This is a genomic window from Syntrophomonas sp. UBA5494, from assembly GCF_002426325.1.
On record NZ_DIPG01000059.1, the window covers coordinates 46,247 to 61,760 of the forward strand.

Below are 15,514 nucleotides of genomic sequence, written 5' to 3' on the forward strand. Positions count from 1 at the left end.
GACGATCTTGTTTCGTGGGCTTCTGACATCAAGGACTACGCCTTACAAGCCGCTCTTGGCGGGAAGAAATGGCAAGGGCTAAAACTAGTAGAAGGCAGGAGCAATCGCAGATATACCGATGAAAATGCAGTTATCCAGACAGTAGAAGCTTCAGGTTACGATCCCTACGAACATAAGGTAAAAGGCATCACCGCCATGGAAAAGGCTCTCGGAAAAGCCAAATTCGCTGAACTGCTTGGCGGGCTTGTCGAAAAGCCGCAAGGTAAACCAACGCTCGTGCCGGAGAGTGATAAGCGTCCGGCTATGAATACTGCAATAAATGATTTTATTGAAATTTAAGGAGGAAAAAATTATGTCTAAAAAAGTCAACCAGAACCCTATGAAAGTTATCACAGGTCCAAATACGCGCTGGTCTTATGCAAATGTATGGGAGGCAAAATCTATTAATGGCGGCACTCCAAAATTCTCGGTATCACTTATCATCCCTAAGTCTGACACTCAAACCCTGGGTAAAATCAAGGCTGCCATTGAAGCCGCTTACCAAGAGGGCGAAACAAAGCTAAAAGGCAATGGTAAAAAAGTACCTCCCCTTTCTGCTATTAAACAGCCCCTTCGTGATGGGGATCTTGAGCGTCCCGATGACCCAGCTTATGCCAATGGATATTTTATCAATGCCAACTCTGCAACTGCTCCGGGAATTGTAGATGCTGATCTTCAACCTATCCTTGAACGTTCTGAAGTTTATAGTGGGGTTTACGGCAGAGCCAGCATCAATCTATATGCTTTCAATAGCAATGGCAATAAAGGAATTGCCTGCGGTCTTAATAATCTACAAAAAATCCGTGACGGTGAACCCCTCGGCGGCAAGTCCAAAGCGGAGGATGATTTCGCCACTGACCCTGATGAGGATTTCCTTTCCTAATTAATTTACATTTATGGGCAGCGAATTTTTTCTTCGCTGCCCTACTTCTATATAAGGAAAGGAGCGTTTAATGAAAACATTGGAGATTGATATTGAAACCTTCAGCAGTGTAAATCTCGCTAAGTCTGGTGTTTACCGATATGTCGAAGCATCCGATTTTGAAATTATACTTTTCGGCTACAGCGTGGACGGTGGTCCTGTTCAAGTGGTCGATCTTGCCTGCGGAGAGAAAATACCAGGCGATGTGCTGACAGCACTGACAGATGATAGCATTACGAAATTTGCCCACAACAGTGCATTTGAACGTATATGCCTCTCACGCTATTTGGGCTACCCGACTGGTGAATATCTCGACCCCAGTTCATGGCGTTGCACGATGATATGGTCAGCCTATATGGGGCTGCCCCTTTCCCTTGAAGGAGCTGGTGCGGTATTAGGTCTTGAGAAACAAAAGCTGACGGAGGGCAGAGATTTAATTCGCTACTTTTGCACTCCCTGCAAACCTACCGCTTCTAATGGCCAAAGAACTCGCAATCTGCCTATACATGCCCCTGATAAATGGGAGGCATTCAAGGCATATAACCAAAGGGATGTAGAAACAGAAATGTCCATTCAGGTTAAACTTTCAAAGTTTCCCGTGCCGGAGAGTGTTTGGGATGAATATCATCTGGATCAGGAAATTAATGACCGGGGCGTAGCTCTGGATATGGAGTTTGTGAGTTGTGCAATCCAAGCAGATGAACTTTCCCGCTCTATACTATTAGAGAAAATGGAAACATTGACTTCCCTTGATAATCCTAATTCCGTACAGCAATTAAAAGCGTGGCTGGCTGACAATGGCCTTGAAACAGATACTCTCGGCAAAAAGGCTGTATCTGAGTTATTGCAGACTGCACCGGAACCCCTTAGTGAGGTGTTGTCACTCCGTCAGCGGCTGGCAAAATCATCAATAAAGAAATATCAAGCAATGGAAAACGCTGTCTGCTCAGATAGTCGTGCTCGGGGAATGTTTCAATTTTACGGGGCAAATCGTACGGGAAGATTCTCTGGAAGATTAATACAATTACAAAACCTCCCCCAAAATCATATGACTGACCTAAAAGAAGCCCGAAACCTTGTACGCTCCGGCAACTTTGCGGCTTTGGAAATGCTCTATGATTCTGTGCCGGAGGTATTGTCGGAGCTTATACGCACCTCTTTTATTCCCAAGGATGGCTGCAAATTTATCGTGGCGGATTTTTCTTCAATTGAGAGAATTGTTTTAGCTTGGCTTGCAAGTGAAAAATGGGTGCTTGATGCTTACAAGGCAAAAAAGGACTTATATATAGCCACGGCAAGCCAAATGTTTCATGTGCCTATTAATCAGATAGATAAAAAGAGTCCACTCAGGCAAAAAGGTAAGGTGGCAGATTTAGCCTGTGGTTACGGCGGCTCAGTCGGAGCCTTAAAAGCAATGGGCGCTCTGGAGATGGGGTTAAGTGAAGATGAGCTTAAGCCCCTGGTTAACTCTTGGCGCTCGGCTAATTCAAACATTGTGCGCTTCTGGTGGGATGTTGACCGGGCGGCAATAAAGGCAGTTAGGGATCGGACCACAGCAGAAACACACAATATTCGCTTTTCCTATCAGAGTGGAATGCTCTTTATAACCCTTCCCTCCGGCAGACGCCTTGCTTATGTAAAGCCGCGAATCGGAATTAACCAGTTTGGTTCAGATTGCGTGACTTACGAGGGTGTCGGAGCAACGAAAAAATGGGAGCGGCTACAATCCTACGGTCCTAAATTTGTAGAGAATATCGTACAAGCTCTCAGTCGTGACCTCCTCTGCCATGCCATGCAAAATCTACGGCACTTTCCTATTGTAATGCACATCCACGATGAAATTGTTATTGAAGCTGAAAACCACATAACCACTGAAGATATATGTAAACAAATGACTCAACCCCCGCCTTGGGCAAAAGGACTGTTGCTCCGGGCTGACGGGTTTGATTGTACATTTTATAAAAAAGACTAAAAAAATACTACGGAAATTGGCAGGTACTGTCCTTTAGATAATGAGGGCGGTATCTGCTTTTTAAATTGACATTTTGGTTGCCAAACCTCCTCTTACTGTCCTGTGGGTATTAAGGGGCTAAAACCCTAATAAACACGAGGAGGCGAACCCTATGTTTTATGCAAAAGAAAAAATCACTTCTACAGTTGATATAACTGTAGAACTCCACGATGACAATGTGTTCTGCACCTGCCCCGGCTGCGGGTGTGAGGTGGAGATTGACCTGGCGGAACTATTCAGCGATGGAGAAAGTGACCTCCATGGAACTGCAGTTTACTGCCCAGACTGCAGTAAAGAGAAATTGGGTGTTGGCTTATGAGGATAAATAAGTTTAATTCTGAAGGTTACTACGACCCGACCCCTTATGAAGCCTTAACAAACATCATCAAAGACGAAAAAGAATTGTATCCCCCTAGCGCCGCACCTGCATTATCCGCAATTTATGGATGATGAAGACAAGGAAGAGCGAGAATTAGGACTTCGTTTTGCCCTTATTCTTCTCGGTAAATGTGATGAATTGTGGGTGTTTGGCGAGCGTGTTAGTAGTGGCATGGCACAGGAAATTGCTAAGGCGAAGAAACGCAATATGCCTATTAGGTGTTTCAACTATAGATGTGAGGAGGTCGGGAGATGAAAGATTTAATTGCAATTAATTATGATAACCAGAAACCAACCGTTAGTGGGCGTGAACTTCATGCAGCACTTAAAGTGGCTACTCAGTACAAAGACTGGTTTCCGCGCATGTGTGAGTACGGGTTTAAAGAAGGAAAAGACTATTGCTCATTTTTGAGCCATAGGTCTGACGGGCTTCCGGGCAAGCCGAGAACAGACCACGCTATTACAATTGCTATGGCCAAGGAACTTTGTATGCTCCAGCGTAGTGAGATGGGCAGGAAATTTAGACAATATTTTATCTCCATTGAGGAAGCTTGGAATTCCCCTGAAAAAATTATGGAACGAGCTTTACAAATTGCTAGGCAAAAAGCTATCGAAGCTGAAAAACAAATATTTGCTTTGACTGAAGAAAATGAAGCTCTCGAAATAGCCCTTAACACATCACTTCAGTTTTTTACAGTGGCCAAATATAACAAGGTTTTCAATATGGGCTGGAACCTTTCTGAATGCCAGTCTATTGGCAAGCGTCTATCAGCATATTGCCGCTCCCACGCTATTGAAATAAGGTTGTGCGAAACAAATGACGAAAGGTTTGGAACCGTTAACAGTTATCCCATCACTGCTTGGGAAGATTTCCTGGAGGTGGCACCGTGCGTGATTTAAAAATCGCCAAGCCAGAAAGGCGGGGTATGTCGATCAGATACTTCACCCATAAAGGTAGGGGGGAGGCTTTATAATGATTGAATTTACCCTCTACACAGCGGATTGTGCGGGAAACCTCTCAAACTGTTTTTACCCTAAAAAGACGGTAATTAAAGATAAGGATTCTTTCCTTGAAGCAATCAAGTTTGACCATGTTAGTGCGGAGTATAAGGACAATTATCGAAGCAACACCAATTTCATTACAGCTGATAATATTGTCCTTGATTGCGATAATGACCACTCGGATGATCTTAAAGACTGGGTTACTCCGGTTGATGTGGCTATAGCCTTCCCCGGGGTTTCCTATGCCATATCTTATAGCAGAAACCACATGAAGCAAAAGTCTGATAAATCTCCAAGGCCCAGGTTTCATGTGTATTTTATGACTCCAACAATTAATGACCAGGATGAATACGCCACCTTAAAACAAGAGGTCGCATTAAACTTTCCGTTCTTTGACACAAATGCTCTTGACAGCGCCAGGTTCATTTTTGGCTCAGATAATGGTGAAGTTGAGTTTTTTGAAGGGAGCCTGAATATTGTTGAATTCCTGGAGGATAGCAGCTTTGCCGACTGGGATGAGGAGCAGGAAGAAATACCCAAAGGAAAACGCAACAGCACCATGTCCCATTATGCCGGGAGAGTTATTAAGCGTTTTGGCAATACCGAGGAAGCGCACTCCCGGTTCCTAAAACAAGCGGAAAAATGCAACCCACCCCTGGAGGAAAGTGAATTAAATACTATCTGGAATAGTGCGGTTAGCTTTGGGAAAAAAGTAGCGGCTCAGGCCGGGTATATTCCACCAGAGGTCTACAACTCGGATAGCGTATTAAAACCATCGGATTTTTCGGATGTGGGCCAGGCTGTAGTTTTAGCAAGGGAGTATGAAAGTAAACTCAGGTATTCCCCTGCCACGGATTTCATCGTTTACAATGGTAGCTTTTGGGAGGAATCGAAACCAAAGGCACAGGCAATAGCCCAGGAACTCACCACCAGGCAATTGGAAGAGGCCAGATCTGAAATGAAAAAAGCGATGGATGAAATGGTGAAAAACGGGGCGGCCGAAATACTGGCCAATATGGGAGCTAAAAAGGCAGTGGCTGCTTTTAATGAACAGCAATCCCATGCCTTTGATATGTATGAAGCTGCAAGCACGTATAGAAAATATGCCATCAAACGTCGGGACTCAAAGGAGATAGCCGCATCATTAAAAGAAGCTCGGCCCATGCTGGAAATCAGGCAAAGTGATCTTGATACGGATGAGTTTTTACTAAACACCCCAAAAGGCACTTATGATCTAAGGCTTGGCACCAAGGTGGAGCATGACCCTAATCATTTTATTACTAAAGAAACAGCGGTGGAACCTGGTGCAGCAGGTATGGATAAATGGATGGATGCCCTAAATACCTTCTTCTTAAAAGACCGGGACTTAATTGATTATGTGCAAAAGGTAGTGGGACTTGCCGCCATTGGCAAGGTTTATGTGGAGGCTTTAATTATCGCCTATGGAGAAGGCCGCAATGGTAAATCTACCTTCTGGAACGCAATCTCCAGGGTGCTTGGTACCTATAGTGGCAACATTTCTGCAGACATACTGACAGTTGGCTGCAGGAGAAACGTAAAGCCGGAACTAGCCGAAGCGAAGGGAAAAAGGCTATTGATTGCTGCGGAAATGGAAGAAGGCATGCGCCTTAATACATCTAATGTTAAACAGCTTTGCTCCACTGATGAGATATATGCGGAAAAGAAATACAAGGATCCCTTTAGCTATATTCCGAGCCACACCTTGGTTTTATACACCAACCACCTGCCAAAGGTTGGAGCCATTGATACGGGTACTTGGAGAAGGTTAATCGTCATCCCATTTGCCGCAAAGATTGAGGGCAGCCAGGATATTAAAAACTACGGCGATTACCTTTTCGAGAATGCGGGCGGAGCGATACTCAGCTGGATAATCGAAGGATCTAGAAAAGTAATTAAGGACGATTACCAGAGAGATCTGCCGGAAAAAGTCAGGGATGCCATTTCAGCCTATAAGGAAAATAACGACTGGCTGGCCCACTTTCTCGACGAGTGCTGTGATCTGGATAAAGCTCTTACCGAAAAATCAGGCGAGGTATATAGAGAGTACCGGGCCTTCTGCATGAGAACCGGTGAGTATACAAGGAGCACAACCGATTTTTACACGGCTTTAGAATCAGAAGGATTTGAAAGACAAAAGACCAAAATGGGGGTTATTGTAAAGGGATTAAGGTTACGGTCTGAATTTCTCCTAGAATAGGCTATTTCCCCAAAGGTGCAGGTCGGTGCAAGTCATATTATAAAGTCTTCTATAGGGGTTAAAAAAAAGTCTATATAAAAAGTTATGTATATGACCTGCTACGACCTGCACCCCGGTTACCCCTGATGCTTAGGAGGCAAAAAATGCTTGAAAAACATATAGAACAAAAATTAGTACAGGCAGTTAAAAAAGCAAGTGGGATTGCACCTAAACTTATATGTCCCGGATTTGATGGAATGCCAGACCGCTTGGTGCTATTACCAAATGGGAAGATGGCATTTGTGGAATTAAAGGCTCCGGGTAAGAAACCCCGCCCACTACAGATAAAAAGACACGGGGTGTTACGGCAGTTAGGTTTTAAGGTTTATGTTTTGGATGACCTAGAGCAAATTGGAGGGATATTACATGAAATTGAAAATTCATTGTGACTGGTGTGGTCAAGAATTTAAACGGAAAAAATCACAAATCAAAGATAAGAACTACTACCTGAATAATGGTTCAGACAATCTTCTGCTAATAACAATGTCTGAACACTCAAAAATTCATGCAGCACAGAAAGAGAGGGATGTTTATGGACGGTTTATTAAATCGAACTAATCTGCATAAATACCAGGAATACAGCGTGAGGTTTATTATCGATCACCCAACTGCCGCCATACTGCTTGACTGCGGACTGGGAAAAACAGTAATCACACTCACGGCATTGAATGAACTTCTCTTTGATTATTTTGAGATGCATAAGGTACTTGTCATCTGCCCTTTAAGAGTCGGCAATGTATGGAAAAACGAAGTTCAAAAATGGTCACATATCAGAAACCTGAAATTAAGCGTAGCGATTGGGACGGAAACGGAGCGTCTTGCAGCTCTCAAAACCCCGGCAGATATCTATATTATCAACCGCGAGAATGTTAAGTGGCTTGTAGAGGATAGCTCCCTCCCCTTTGACTTCGACACTGTAATTATAGACGAGCTCTCATCCTTTAAAAATCATCAGGCTAAACGCTTCCGGGCTCTTATGAAAGTTCGTCCCCGGGTCAAAAGAATCATCGGTCTTACCGGCACACCTGCAAGTAACGGTCTAATGGATTTATGGGCCGAGTTTAGATTGCTTGATATGGGCCAGAGGCTTGGGAGGTTTATCGGCAGGTACCGAGAGGATTATTTCGTACCGGATAAGCGTAACCAGCAAGTAATATTTTCCTACAAACCAAAACCCGGTGCAGAAGATGCTATCTACCGACTGATTTCAGACATCACCATCAGCATGAAGGGTTCTGATTATCTCAAACTTCCGGAGCTGATTGTAAACGAAGTGCAAGTAAAACTTTCCGAAAAGGAAAAGGAAACTCTTGATGCCATGAAGCGGGATCTAATAACAACAATCAAGGGTGAGGAAATTACTGCAGCCAATGCCGCAGCATTATCGGGAAAACTCCTGCAGATGGCTAATGGCGCAGTCTATGATGATCAAGGTGCGGTGGTCCATATCCACGACCGCAAGCTGGATGCCCTTGAGGATTTAATTGAAGGTGCAAACGGCAAGCCTGTGCTTATTGCTTACTGGTACAACCACGACCTTGAGCGTATCTGCAAGCGGTTTGATGTTAGACAGATCAAAACCTCAAAGGACATCGCTGATTGGAATCATGGGGATATTCAGATTGCAGTTATTCACCCTGCTTCTGCGGGACATGGACTAAACCTTCAAAGCGGCGGTTCCACCCTCATCTGGTTCGGCCTTACCTGGTCTCTTGAGTTATATCAGCAGACCAATGCCCGTCTATGGCGGCAAGGTCAGAAGGACACGGTGGTTATCCACCACATCGTTGCCAAAGGAACCATTGATGAACAGGTTATGACGGCGATTCGCAAAAAAGAAAAAACCCAGTCCGACCTTATTAATGCAGTCAAGATAAATCTAACGGAAAGGAGAAAAACCGCATGAAGGATCCCTATGAAATGCTGGCAAATGCCATTGTCCTGCGGGCGGTCAGGGACTATCGCGACTCACTAAAAAAACTGAAAAAGTACCCCAACAATAAGTCTGCTTTATATACCAAACGTGAAGTAGAGCGGTTTTTCCATTCCGACTGGTACGCATCGCTTACTACAGTTGACCCGGAGATGCTTATAGAAAAACTTAAGGGGGAGGTTATATGATGACGGCGAAAGAATATCTCGGACAGGCTTATCGCCTGGACCAACGGATAAATAGTAAATTAGAACAGGTGGCTTCACTTAACGAGCTCGCTACAAAAGCTACATCCACTCTTACCGGCATGCCGAAGAATCCTAACCGGGCAACATCCAAAATGGCAGATGCAGTGGCTAAAATCGTGGACCTGCAAGCAGAAATAAATAATGACATTGATCGTTTAGTGGATTTAAAGCGGGAGATTGTAGGAGTCATTAAGACAGTCAATAACCCTGAATATCAGACTCTCCTTGAGAAACGATACCTTTGTTTTGATACTTGGGAACAGATCGCTGTGGATATGGGATATAACGTGCGGCATGTCTACCGAATACACGATGATGCGGTTGGAATAATTCAAATTCCTTAAAGTTGTCACCTAATGTCACTGTTTGTCAGTATTGCTTTTGTGATACTATCAAGGTAGATAAATATAAAGATCCAGGGCCTTCGTGGAAAAATCTGCGGGGGCTTTTTTCATGGCCAGAATTGAGGTGAGGAAATGCCAAGGAAGCCTAAAAGACCCTGTTCTTACCCCAGCTGCGGTCGGCTCGTTAGTGACGGGCAATACTGCGCTGAACACCAAAAAACTATGAATAGAAATTACAACAAACATCAACGCGACCCTGCATCCAACAAACGATACGGCCGTGCATGGAAACGCATCCGCGATAGATACATCAAGGTCCACCCCCTTTGTGAAGAGTGCCAAAGGCAAGGCAGGCTTACCCCTGCTGAGGAAGTCCATCACATCCTTCCCCTATCGAAGGGCGGAGGAAACGAGAAGAACAACCTCATGTCTCTTTGTAAATCCTGCCACTCCCGAATCACTGTCGAGAGCGGTGACCGGTGGGGGCAGTCAAATCTCTAAAACCTTTTTTAGCGGACAGCGGCGGGGGGCTTCGTGTTGAAAAATACCGGTTCAAAGGGGGGATTGAAGCCGTGTCTGGAAAGGAGGTGATGGCGTATGGCAAAAGACGGAACAAACAGAGGCGGCAGGCGAGTTCGTGCAGGAGACAAACCAGATCCTCTTGCAGATAAAATCAATAAAGGTAAAACCGCAAAAATACTGGAAGTGCCGGACATAACCCCTGAGTCGATACTGGAAGTTGAGGACTTAGATGTGGACTCTGATCTTTACGGAGAAGATATGCCTGCGCCAAGCGACTACCTTAGCACCAGGCAAAAGGACGGAAAGCCTTTAGGGGCGGATGCACTATTTATCGAAACCTGGAAATGGTTAAGAGACCGAGGCTGCGAAAAATTTGTTAACCCAAGGCTAATTGAAGCTTATGCTCAAGCCTTTACACGATACATTCAATGCGAAGAGGCCATTAGCACTTACGGGCTTTTGGGAAAACATCCTACCACAGGCGGAGCAATCGCCAGCCCCTTTGTGCAGATGAGTCAGTCATTTCAGAAACAGGCAAATCTCTTATGGTATGAGATTTTTGACATAGTAAAGCAAAACTGCACCACCGCTTTTGTGGGCAATCCCCAGGATGATATTATGGAGGCCCTTTTATCCAATAGGAAGGGACGGTGATAATAAGTGAATTCAACAGAACGTTTTGAAAAAGTAAATATAGATAAACTGGTACCCTATGCTAGAAATGCTCGTACACACAGCAAGGAACAGATTCTCCAACTTAGAGCATCGCTGAGGGAATTTGGATTTGTCAACCCGGTCATTGTGGACAAGGATTTAAACATCATAGCAGGTCATGGCAGAATCCTGGCTGCCAAGGAAGAAAGCGTCAAGGAAGTCCCTTGTGTATTTGCAGAGCATCTTAGCGAAGCGCAAAAACGAGCTTACATTATTGCCGACAATCGCCTGGCCTTAAACGCAGGCTGGGATGCTGAGATGCTTTCGGTAGAGATTTCTGATCTTCAAGGTGTAGATTTTGATATCTCCCTTCTTGGTTTTGACGATGCGGAGTTAAATAAATTGTTGAGCGATAATGATGATGTCCAAGAAGATGATTTTGATGTAGATACGGAGCTAAAAAAACCTACTACTACTAAACTGGGTGATATTTGGCTTTTAGGAAAACATCGTCTTGTTTGCGGTGATTCCACTAAGGCTGAAACATTTGAACTATTGATGGATGGAAAACAAGCTAACCTTACAGTTACAGATCCGCCTTACAATGTAAATTATGAAGGAACAGCTGGAAAAATTAAAAATGATAATATGGCTAATGAAGCATTCTATAACTTCCTGCTTGCATCGTTTAAAAACATCGAAGCAGCAATGGCAAAGGATGCTTCTATTTATGTATTCCATGCGGATACTGAAGGGTTGAATTTCAGAAAGGCTTTCTCTGATGCTGGTTTTTATCTTTCCGGCACCTGCATTTGGAAAAAGCAATCGCTGGTTCTGGGACGTTCTCCCTATCAGTGGCAACATGAGCCTGTGCTCTTTGGCTGGAAGAAGTCTGGCAAACACAACTGGTATGCCGACCGCAAGCAAACTACCATTTGGGAATTTGAAAAGCCGAAAAAGAATGCAGATCATCCAACAATGAAGCCTGTTACACTGGTGGCTTACCCTATTTTAAACTCAAGCTTAACTAATTGCATCGTTCTTGATCCCTTCGGCGGCTCCGGAAGTACACTTATTGCCTGCGAGCAGACGAACCGAATCTGTCATATGATTGAGCTTGATGAAAAGTTCTGCGATGTTATTGTGAAGCGATATTATCAGAACTTTCCTGAAAACGCTATAAAACTAAACGGCAGCCCTGTAAATCCAGAGCTGCTGTTTAAAGACTCCTGATAAACAAAATTGAACCTCCAATGGTTAGAGATGGTGCCAGGTATAGATATCAGGGTGCTCAATGCTTGACCGCCGCCAAACCTTAAGTCGCATATTCTAAATAATATAACTCACATACCACTTGCTATTTACAGCTTTCAGAGTGATATATGTTACTACCAAAAAAGAAAGGTGGTATGGAAAATGAGAATTGACTACAATATGACAGGCCCAAGACGCAAAGCCCTGGTAGAAGCTATCAGCCAGGAACTAAACGCCCCAGTAAAATACCTGGGTGCTCCTACCTTCACTTATGTGGTGGACAGCTATAACGTTGACAGGAACGGGGTGCTTGCAGGTAAGGACAACCCCGGACTGGTTGCTGACCTTTTAGGATTACATGATTTCAAAGCGGTTTGTGAAAAATATGATGCCCCGCTTCCTGAAGCAGAGCCCGTTCCAGAGGATTTGCAGATCCCCTTTGAAGCTGCTCTCGGCGGCAGGATTAGTCCTTATAAGGACTATGAGGAACTGCCTTTTAAAGATTCAGCATTACAAGAAGAAGTAGATTCCTTGACCATCGAAATGCCAAGGGCAGATTTTACTGATGCAGCGATTGAAAACCTAAAAAGACTGGTAGAAAGCAAAGAAACTCTCATTAAGAAGGCTTTGGATACCGACTCAGTTCCGGTAATCGTTGAAGAAGAAATCATAAGTTTTCCTTGGTTTAGGGGTGAGCGGAACTCCGATGAAATCAAAGCCTACACCCATTTTATTGCGGCTCTTTGCGAAATGGCCAAGACGCAGAAAAGGGTTAATGCCAGAGAAAAAGCTGTGGAAAATGAGAAGTATGCCTTCCGTTGCTTCCTCCTGAGGCTGGGCTTTATAGGCCCGGAATACAAAGCTGAGCGCAGAATTCTTTTGTCTAAACTAACCGGCAGTGCTGCTTATGCGAAGATAAAATAAAGGCAAGGAGGATTAAGAATGCTTAAAGAAATACACCCGGAAATGCTAAAACAGCTAAGAAGCTATTATCCACCAGGCACAAGGGTAATGCTTATCAGAATGAATGACCCCTATACCAAGCTTCAGCCCGGCACTAAAGGCACTGTCACTGGTGTTGATGACATTGGAACAATCCATGTAAATTGGGATTCTGGTAGCTCTTTAGGGATAGCTTTTGGCGAAGATGAATGCCGGAAAATTGGGGGGGCCAGAATATGAATGAGAAGATTAAGGAGCAGATACTAATTATTAGGAACAGCGGTGTTACAAATATGTTTGATGTTAATAGAGTCCAGCATGAAGCTAACTGCCTAGGCTTTTACGAGTTGGTTTTATATTTGGAAGAGCATAAAGATGAATACGGTCGTTTTATTCTGACTGGTGAAACACCGTAAATAGATTTTTAAAAGCAAGGGGCTTTCAAGCGAAGGCTCTTTTCTTTTGCCCATTTTATATTTTGGAAAGGAGGCGGCACTCATTCGGAAACTAAAGAAATACACCTCCACAAAGTTTATGGCGAAGGATTCAGTTTATTGCCAGGATGCCGCCGACTATGCTGTTTCTTTTATACAGGCCCTTAACCACACTAAAGGTACATGGGCGGGAAAACCCTTTGAGCTTATAGACTGGCAGGAACGGATTGTAAGAGATGTTTTTGGTATTTTAAAGCCTAACGGATATCGACAGTTTAACACCGCTTATGTAGAAATCCCGAAAAAGATGGGTAAAAGTGAGCTAGCCGCTGCTATTGCTCTCCTTCTTACTTGTGGTGATGGAGAAGAACGAGCTGAAGTTTATGGCTGTGCCGCTGATCGCAATCAAGCATCTATTGTTTTTAACGTGGCTGCTGATATGGTGCGGATGTGCCCGGCTTTAGCAAAACGTGTTAAAATCCTTGATTCCATGAAAAGGCTAATCTATAAGCCCACAGGAAGTGTTTATCAGGTGCTTTCCGCTGATATCAAAAACAAGCATGGCTTTAACACCCATGGTGTAGTCTTTGATGAGCTGCATACTCAGCCCAATAGAAAGTTATATGATGTTATGACCAAAGGCAGCGGAGATGCCAGAATGCAGCCTTTATATTTCCTAATAACCACCGCCGGGGATAATCAAAACAGCATCTGCTGGGAAGTACATCAGAAGGCAGTAGATATCCTTGACGGTAGAAAGAATGACCCTACCTTCTATCCTGTTATTTACGGAGCCGAATTGGAGGATGACTGGACGGATCCGAAGGTATGGAAAAAGGCAAATCCTTCTTTGGGAATCACAGTGACAATGGATAAGGTTAAAGCAGCATTTGAATCAGCAAGGCAAAACCCAGCAGAAGAGAATAGCTTCCGGCAACTTCGATTAAATCAATGGGTGAAACAATCAGTGCGCTGGATGCCGATGGATAAATGGGATGCTTGCGCGTTTAAGGTTGATCCAGAAAAGCTAAAAGGGCGAGTTTGTTATGGCGGACTAGACCTTTCCTCTTCCACCGATATTACAGCTTTTGTACTGGTGTTTCCTCCGATTGATGAAGATGATAAATACAGTGTCTTACCTTACTTTTGGATACCGGAAGAGAATATTGATTTACGTGTCCGGCGGGACCATGTTAATTATGACTTGTGGGAAAAGCAAGGTTTTCTTAAAACCACTGAAGGCAATGTTGTCCATTATGGCTTTATAGAATCTTTCATTGAGGAATTAGGCATGGACTATAACATTCGTGAAATCGCCTTTGACCGTTGGGGTGCTGTGCAAATGACGCAAAATCTTGAAGGTATGGGTTTTACTGTTGTTCCTTTTGGTCAGGGTTTTAAGGATATGTCACCGCCCACCAAGGAACTGATGAAGCTTACTTTAGAAGAAAAGTTAGCCCATGGCGGGCATCCAGTGCTTCGTTGGATGATGGATAACATCTTTATCCGTACCGATCCTGCTGGAAACATCAAGCCGGATAAAGAAAAATCGACTGAAAGAATTGATGGTGCTGTTTCTACGATTATGGCTCTTGATAGAGCAATACGTTGTGGCGGAGAGACAGGGTCTTCAGTTTACGATGATAGAGGGCTTTTAATACTTTAGTGCTATTGGTTTCATGTTATAATCGATTTAATTAAGTAAAGATTTTATTGAACACTAGTAGAATAATGTGACTCAAAAGTGTACAGTAACAATGAAGGAAGAAGAGGGATGCAATTGCTTTCACAAGAGTTAAAAAAAGGGAAAAATATCATTGCAATCGTATTACTAATGATTCTATTGATTATACCCTTTCATAGTCATGTTTATCATATGAGCCTGTATTATATAATAGTTGTTTTTGTCTTTATTCCGCTTGCATTTTATCGAATCATCAGAAGTGATTCCTTCGAAAAGAGGTTTTATTTTAAATGGAAAACGAAGAGAGAAAAAGGGCGCTTAACTAATATGATTAGGGAGGGCTTGCGAACTATTATTTTTATAGTAGTTATCGTATTCAGCAGTCAATTTATTGTAAATGGTCGTACACCCGGTTTTATCTTATCGGAGTTACCTATAAATGTAAGTATGGGGTTGATGTTTTTTCTCTTTATTTTTGGTGCTATAGCTGGAATTGTTGCTTGGTACGAAAATGAGAAAAGGTTCAATAAAATTTCTTTAAATTTGGAAACAAAGAGGTAAATAATCAACCAACTAAATGGAGAAATACCAAAAGATATATTTAGACTTATCTCCTAGTTGCATAGTATTTATAATATATGACTTAAATTAATAGATAAATACCCCAAAAGCATCTCAACCGAGGTGCTTTTTTCATGCCCATTTTTAAGGAGAGTGATGTCAATGGGAATATTGCAAGGAATATTTAAGGCTCGTGACAAGCCTAAGGATAGTCTAAGCGGCAGCCGTTACAGCTTCTTTTTCGGAGGAACTACTGCCGGAAAACCTGTTAATGAACATACGGCAATGCAGATGACGGCGGTCTATTCATGCGTGAGAATACTGGCTGA

Annotated in this window: 18 protein-coding genes and 2 pseudogenes; all 20 read left to right on the plus strand. The window is 43.4% G+C overall.

The features are described 5' to 3' along the window. On the plus strand, positions 1-339 hold a 339-nt coding region (locus B3W37_RS07195), incomplete at its 5' end, for a DUF2800 domain-containing protein (RefSeq protein WP_483175201.1). 13 nt (positions 340-352) lie between these two features. After that, positions 353-922 (plus strand): DUF2815 family protein, encoded by a 570-nt coding sequence (locus B3W37_RS07200; protein WP_446818701.1) that lies wholly within the window; start codon positions 353-355, stop codon positions 920-922. 70 nt (positions 923-992) lie between these two features. Further along, positions 993-2,933 carry a DNA polymerase gene (locus B3W37_RS07205; RefSeq protein ID WP_447182362.1) on the plus strand — a complete coding sequence of 647 codons (1,941 nt, stop codon included), beginning with the start codon at positions 993-995 and terminating at the stop codon, positions 2,931-2,933. A gap of 151 nt (positions 2,934-3,084) precedes the next feature. Then, positions 3,085-3,291: a hypothetical protein gene (locus tag B3W37_RS07210; protein WP_446818699.1), complete on the plus strand. Its 207-nt coding sequence runs from the start codon at positions 3,085-3,087 to the stop codon at positions 3,289-3,291. Beyond that, a pseudogene (locus tag B3W37_RS07215) lies at positions 3,288-3,606 on the plus strand (DUF7768 domain-containing protein). Before B3W37_RS07210 ends, B3W37_RS07215 begins: the two are co-directional and overlap by 4 nt. Next, a complete protein-coding gene (locus tag B3W37_RS07220) occupies positions 3,603-4,250 on the plus strand; it encodes an antA/AntB antirepressor family protein (protein WP_446818698.1) in 648 nt (215 codons plus the stop codon). The pseudogene B3W37_RS07215 and the gene B3W37_RS07220 overlap by 4 nt, the downstream one beginning before the upstream one ends. A gap of 73 nt (positions 4,251-4,323) precedes the next feature. Next, entirely contained in the window at positions 4,324-6,570 is a 2,247-nt protein-coding gene (locus B3W37_RS07225; RefSeq protein WP_446818697.1) for a phage/plasmid primase, P4 family, read from the plus strand. A 143-nt stretch (positions 6,571-6,713) separates the two neighbouring features. After that, positions 6,714-6,998 (plus strand): VRR-NUC domain-containing protein, encoded by a 285-nt coding sequence (locus B3W37_RS07230; protein WP_446818695.1) that lies wholly within the window; start codon positions 6,714-6,716, stop codon positions 6,996-6,998. A gap of 143 nt (positions 6,999-7,141) precedes the next feature. Beyond that, on the plus strand, positions 7,142-8,515 hold the full coding sequence (locus B3W37_RS07235; protein ID WP_446818694.1) for an SNF2-related protein: 1,374 nt from the start codon (positions 7,142-7,144) through the stop codon (positions 8,513-8,515). Further along, positions 8,512-8,730 (plus strand): hypothetical protein, encoded by a 219-nt coding sequence (locus tag B3W37_RS07240; RefSeq protein WP_446818693.1) that lies wholly within the window; start codon positions 8,512-8,514, stop codon positions 8,728-8,730. Before B3W37_RS07235 ends, B3W37_RS07240 begins: the two co-directional genes overlap by 4 nt. Continuing rightward, complete coding sequence (locus B3W37_RS07245; RefSeq protein WP_446818692.1) at positions 8,727-9,134, plus strand: hypothetical protein; 408 nt, start codon at positions 8,727-8,729, stop codon at positions 9,132-9,134. Before B3W37_RS07240 ends, B3W37_RS07245 begins: the two co-directional genes overlap by 4 nt. A gap of 132 nt (positions 9,135-9,266) precedes the next feature. Then, positions 9,267-9,635: an HNH endonuclease gene (locus B3W37_RS07250; RefSeq protein ID WP_446818691.1), complete on the plus strand. Its 369-nt coding sequence runs from the start codon at positions 9,267-9,269 to the stop codon at positions 9,633-9,635. A gap of 96 nt (positions 9,636-9,731) precedes the next feature. Continuing rightward, positions 9,732-10,310 (plus strand): P27 family phage terminase small subunit, encoded by a 579-nt coding sequence (locus tag B3W37_RS07255; protein WP_446818690.1) that lies wholly within the window; start codon positions 9,732-9,734, stop codon positions 10,308-10,310. Positions 10,311-10,316: 6 nt separating this feature from the next. Next, entirely contained in the window at positions 10,317-11,543 is a 1,227-nt protein-coding gene (locus tag B3W37_RS07260; RefSeq protein WP_446818689.1) for a site-specific DNA-methyltransferase, read from the plus strand. Positions 11,544-11,840: 297 nt separating this feature from the next. After that, entirely contained in the window at positions 11,841-12,488 is a 648-nt protein-coding gene (locus tag B3W37_RS07265) for a virulence protein (protein ID WP_483175203.1), read from the plus strand. 18 nt (positions 12,489-12,506) lie between these two features. After that, positions 12,507-12,746 (plus strand): DUF4314 domain-containing protein, encoded by a 240-nt coding sequence (locus B3W37_RS07270; RefSeq protein WP_446818687.1) that lies wholly within the window; start codon positions 12,507-12,509, stop codon positions 12,744-12,746. Then, positions 12,743-12,922 (plus strand): DUF5049 domain-containing protein, encoded by a 180-nt coding sequence (locus tag B3W37_RS07275; protein WP_446818686.1) that lies wholly within the window; start codon positions 12,743-12,745, stop codon positions 12,920-12,922. Before B3W37_RS07270 ends, B3W37_RS07275 begins: the two co-directional genes overlap by 4 nt. An 82-nt stretch (positions 12,923-13,004) precedes the next feature. After that, entirely contained in the window at positions 13,005-14,606 is a 1,602-nt protein-coding gene (locus tag B3W37_RS07280; protein ID WP_446820795.1) for a terminase large subunit, read from the plus strand. A 114-nt stretch (positions 14,607-14,720) separates the two neighbouring features. Next, positions 14,721-15,185: a hypothetical protein gene (locus B3W37_RS07285; RefSeq protein ID WP_483175204.1), complete on the plus strand. Its 465-nt coding sequence runs from the start codon at positions 14,721-14,723 to the stop codon at positions 15,183-15,185. Positions 15,186-15,347: 162 nt separating this feature from the next. Next, a pseudogene (locus B3W37_RS07290) lies at positions 15,348-15,514 on the plus strand (phage portal protein); the annotation flags it as partial.

Bases quoted from the DNA above. Each gene is read 5' to 3' on its own strand.
- B3W37_RS07200 (WP_446818701.1), top strand. From the start codon at position 353: ATGTCTAAAAAAGTCAACCAGAACCCTATGAAAGTTATCACAGGTCCA.
- B3W37_RS07205 (WP_447182362.1), top strand. From the start codon at position 993: ATGAAAACATTGGAGATTGATATTGAAACCTTCAGCAGTGTAAATCTC.
- B3W37_RS07210 (WP_446818699.1), top strand. From the start codon at position 3,085: ATGTTTTATGCAAAAGAAAAAATCACTTCTACAGTTGATATAACTGTA.
- B3W37_RS07220 (WP_446818698.1), top strand. From the start codon at position 3,603: ATGAAAGATTTAATTGCAATTAATTATGATAACCAGAAACCAACCGTT.
- B3W37_RS07225 (WP_446818697.1), top strand. From the start codon at position 4,324: ATGATTGAATTTACCCTCTACACAGCGGATTGTGCGGGAAACCTCTCA.
- B3W37_RS07230 (WP_446818695.1), top strand. From the start codon at position 6,714: ATGCTTGAAAAACATATAGAACAAAAATTAGTACAGGCAGTTAAAAAA.
- B3W37_RS07235 (WP_446818694.1), top strand. From the start codon at position 7,142: ATGGACGGTTTATTAAATCGAACTAATCTGCATAAATACCAGGAATAC.
- B3W37_RS07240 (WP_446818693.1), top strand. From the start codon at position 8,512: ATGAAGGATCCCTATGAAATGCTGGCAAATGCCATTGTCCTGCGGGCG.
- B3W37_RS07245 (WP_446818692.1), top strand. From the start codon at position 8,727: ATGATGACGGCGAAAGAATATCTCGGACAGGCTTATCGCCTGGACCAA.
- B3W37_RS07250 (WP_446818691.1), top strand. From the start codon at position 9,267: ATGCCAAGGAAGCCTAAAAGACCCTGTTCTTACCCCAGCTGCGGTCGG.
- B3W37_RS07255 (WP_446818690.1), top strand. From the start codon at position 9,732: ATGGCAAAAGACGGAACAAACAGAGGCGGCAGGCGAGTTCGTGCAGGA.
- B3W37_RS07270 (WP_446818687.1), top strand. From the start codon at position 12,507: ATGCTTAAAGAAATACACCCGGAAATGCTAAAACAGCTAAGAAGCTAT.
- B3W37_RS07275 (WP_446818686.1), top strand. From the start codon at position 12,743: ATGAATGAGAAGATTAAGGAGCAGATACTAATTATTAGGAACAGCGGT.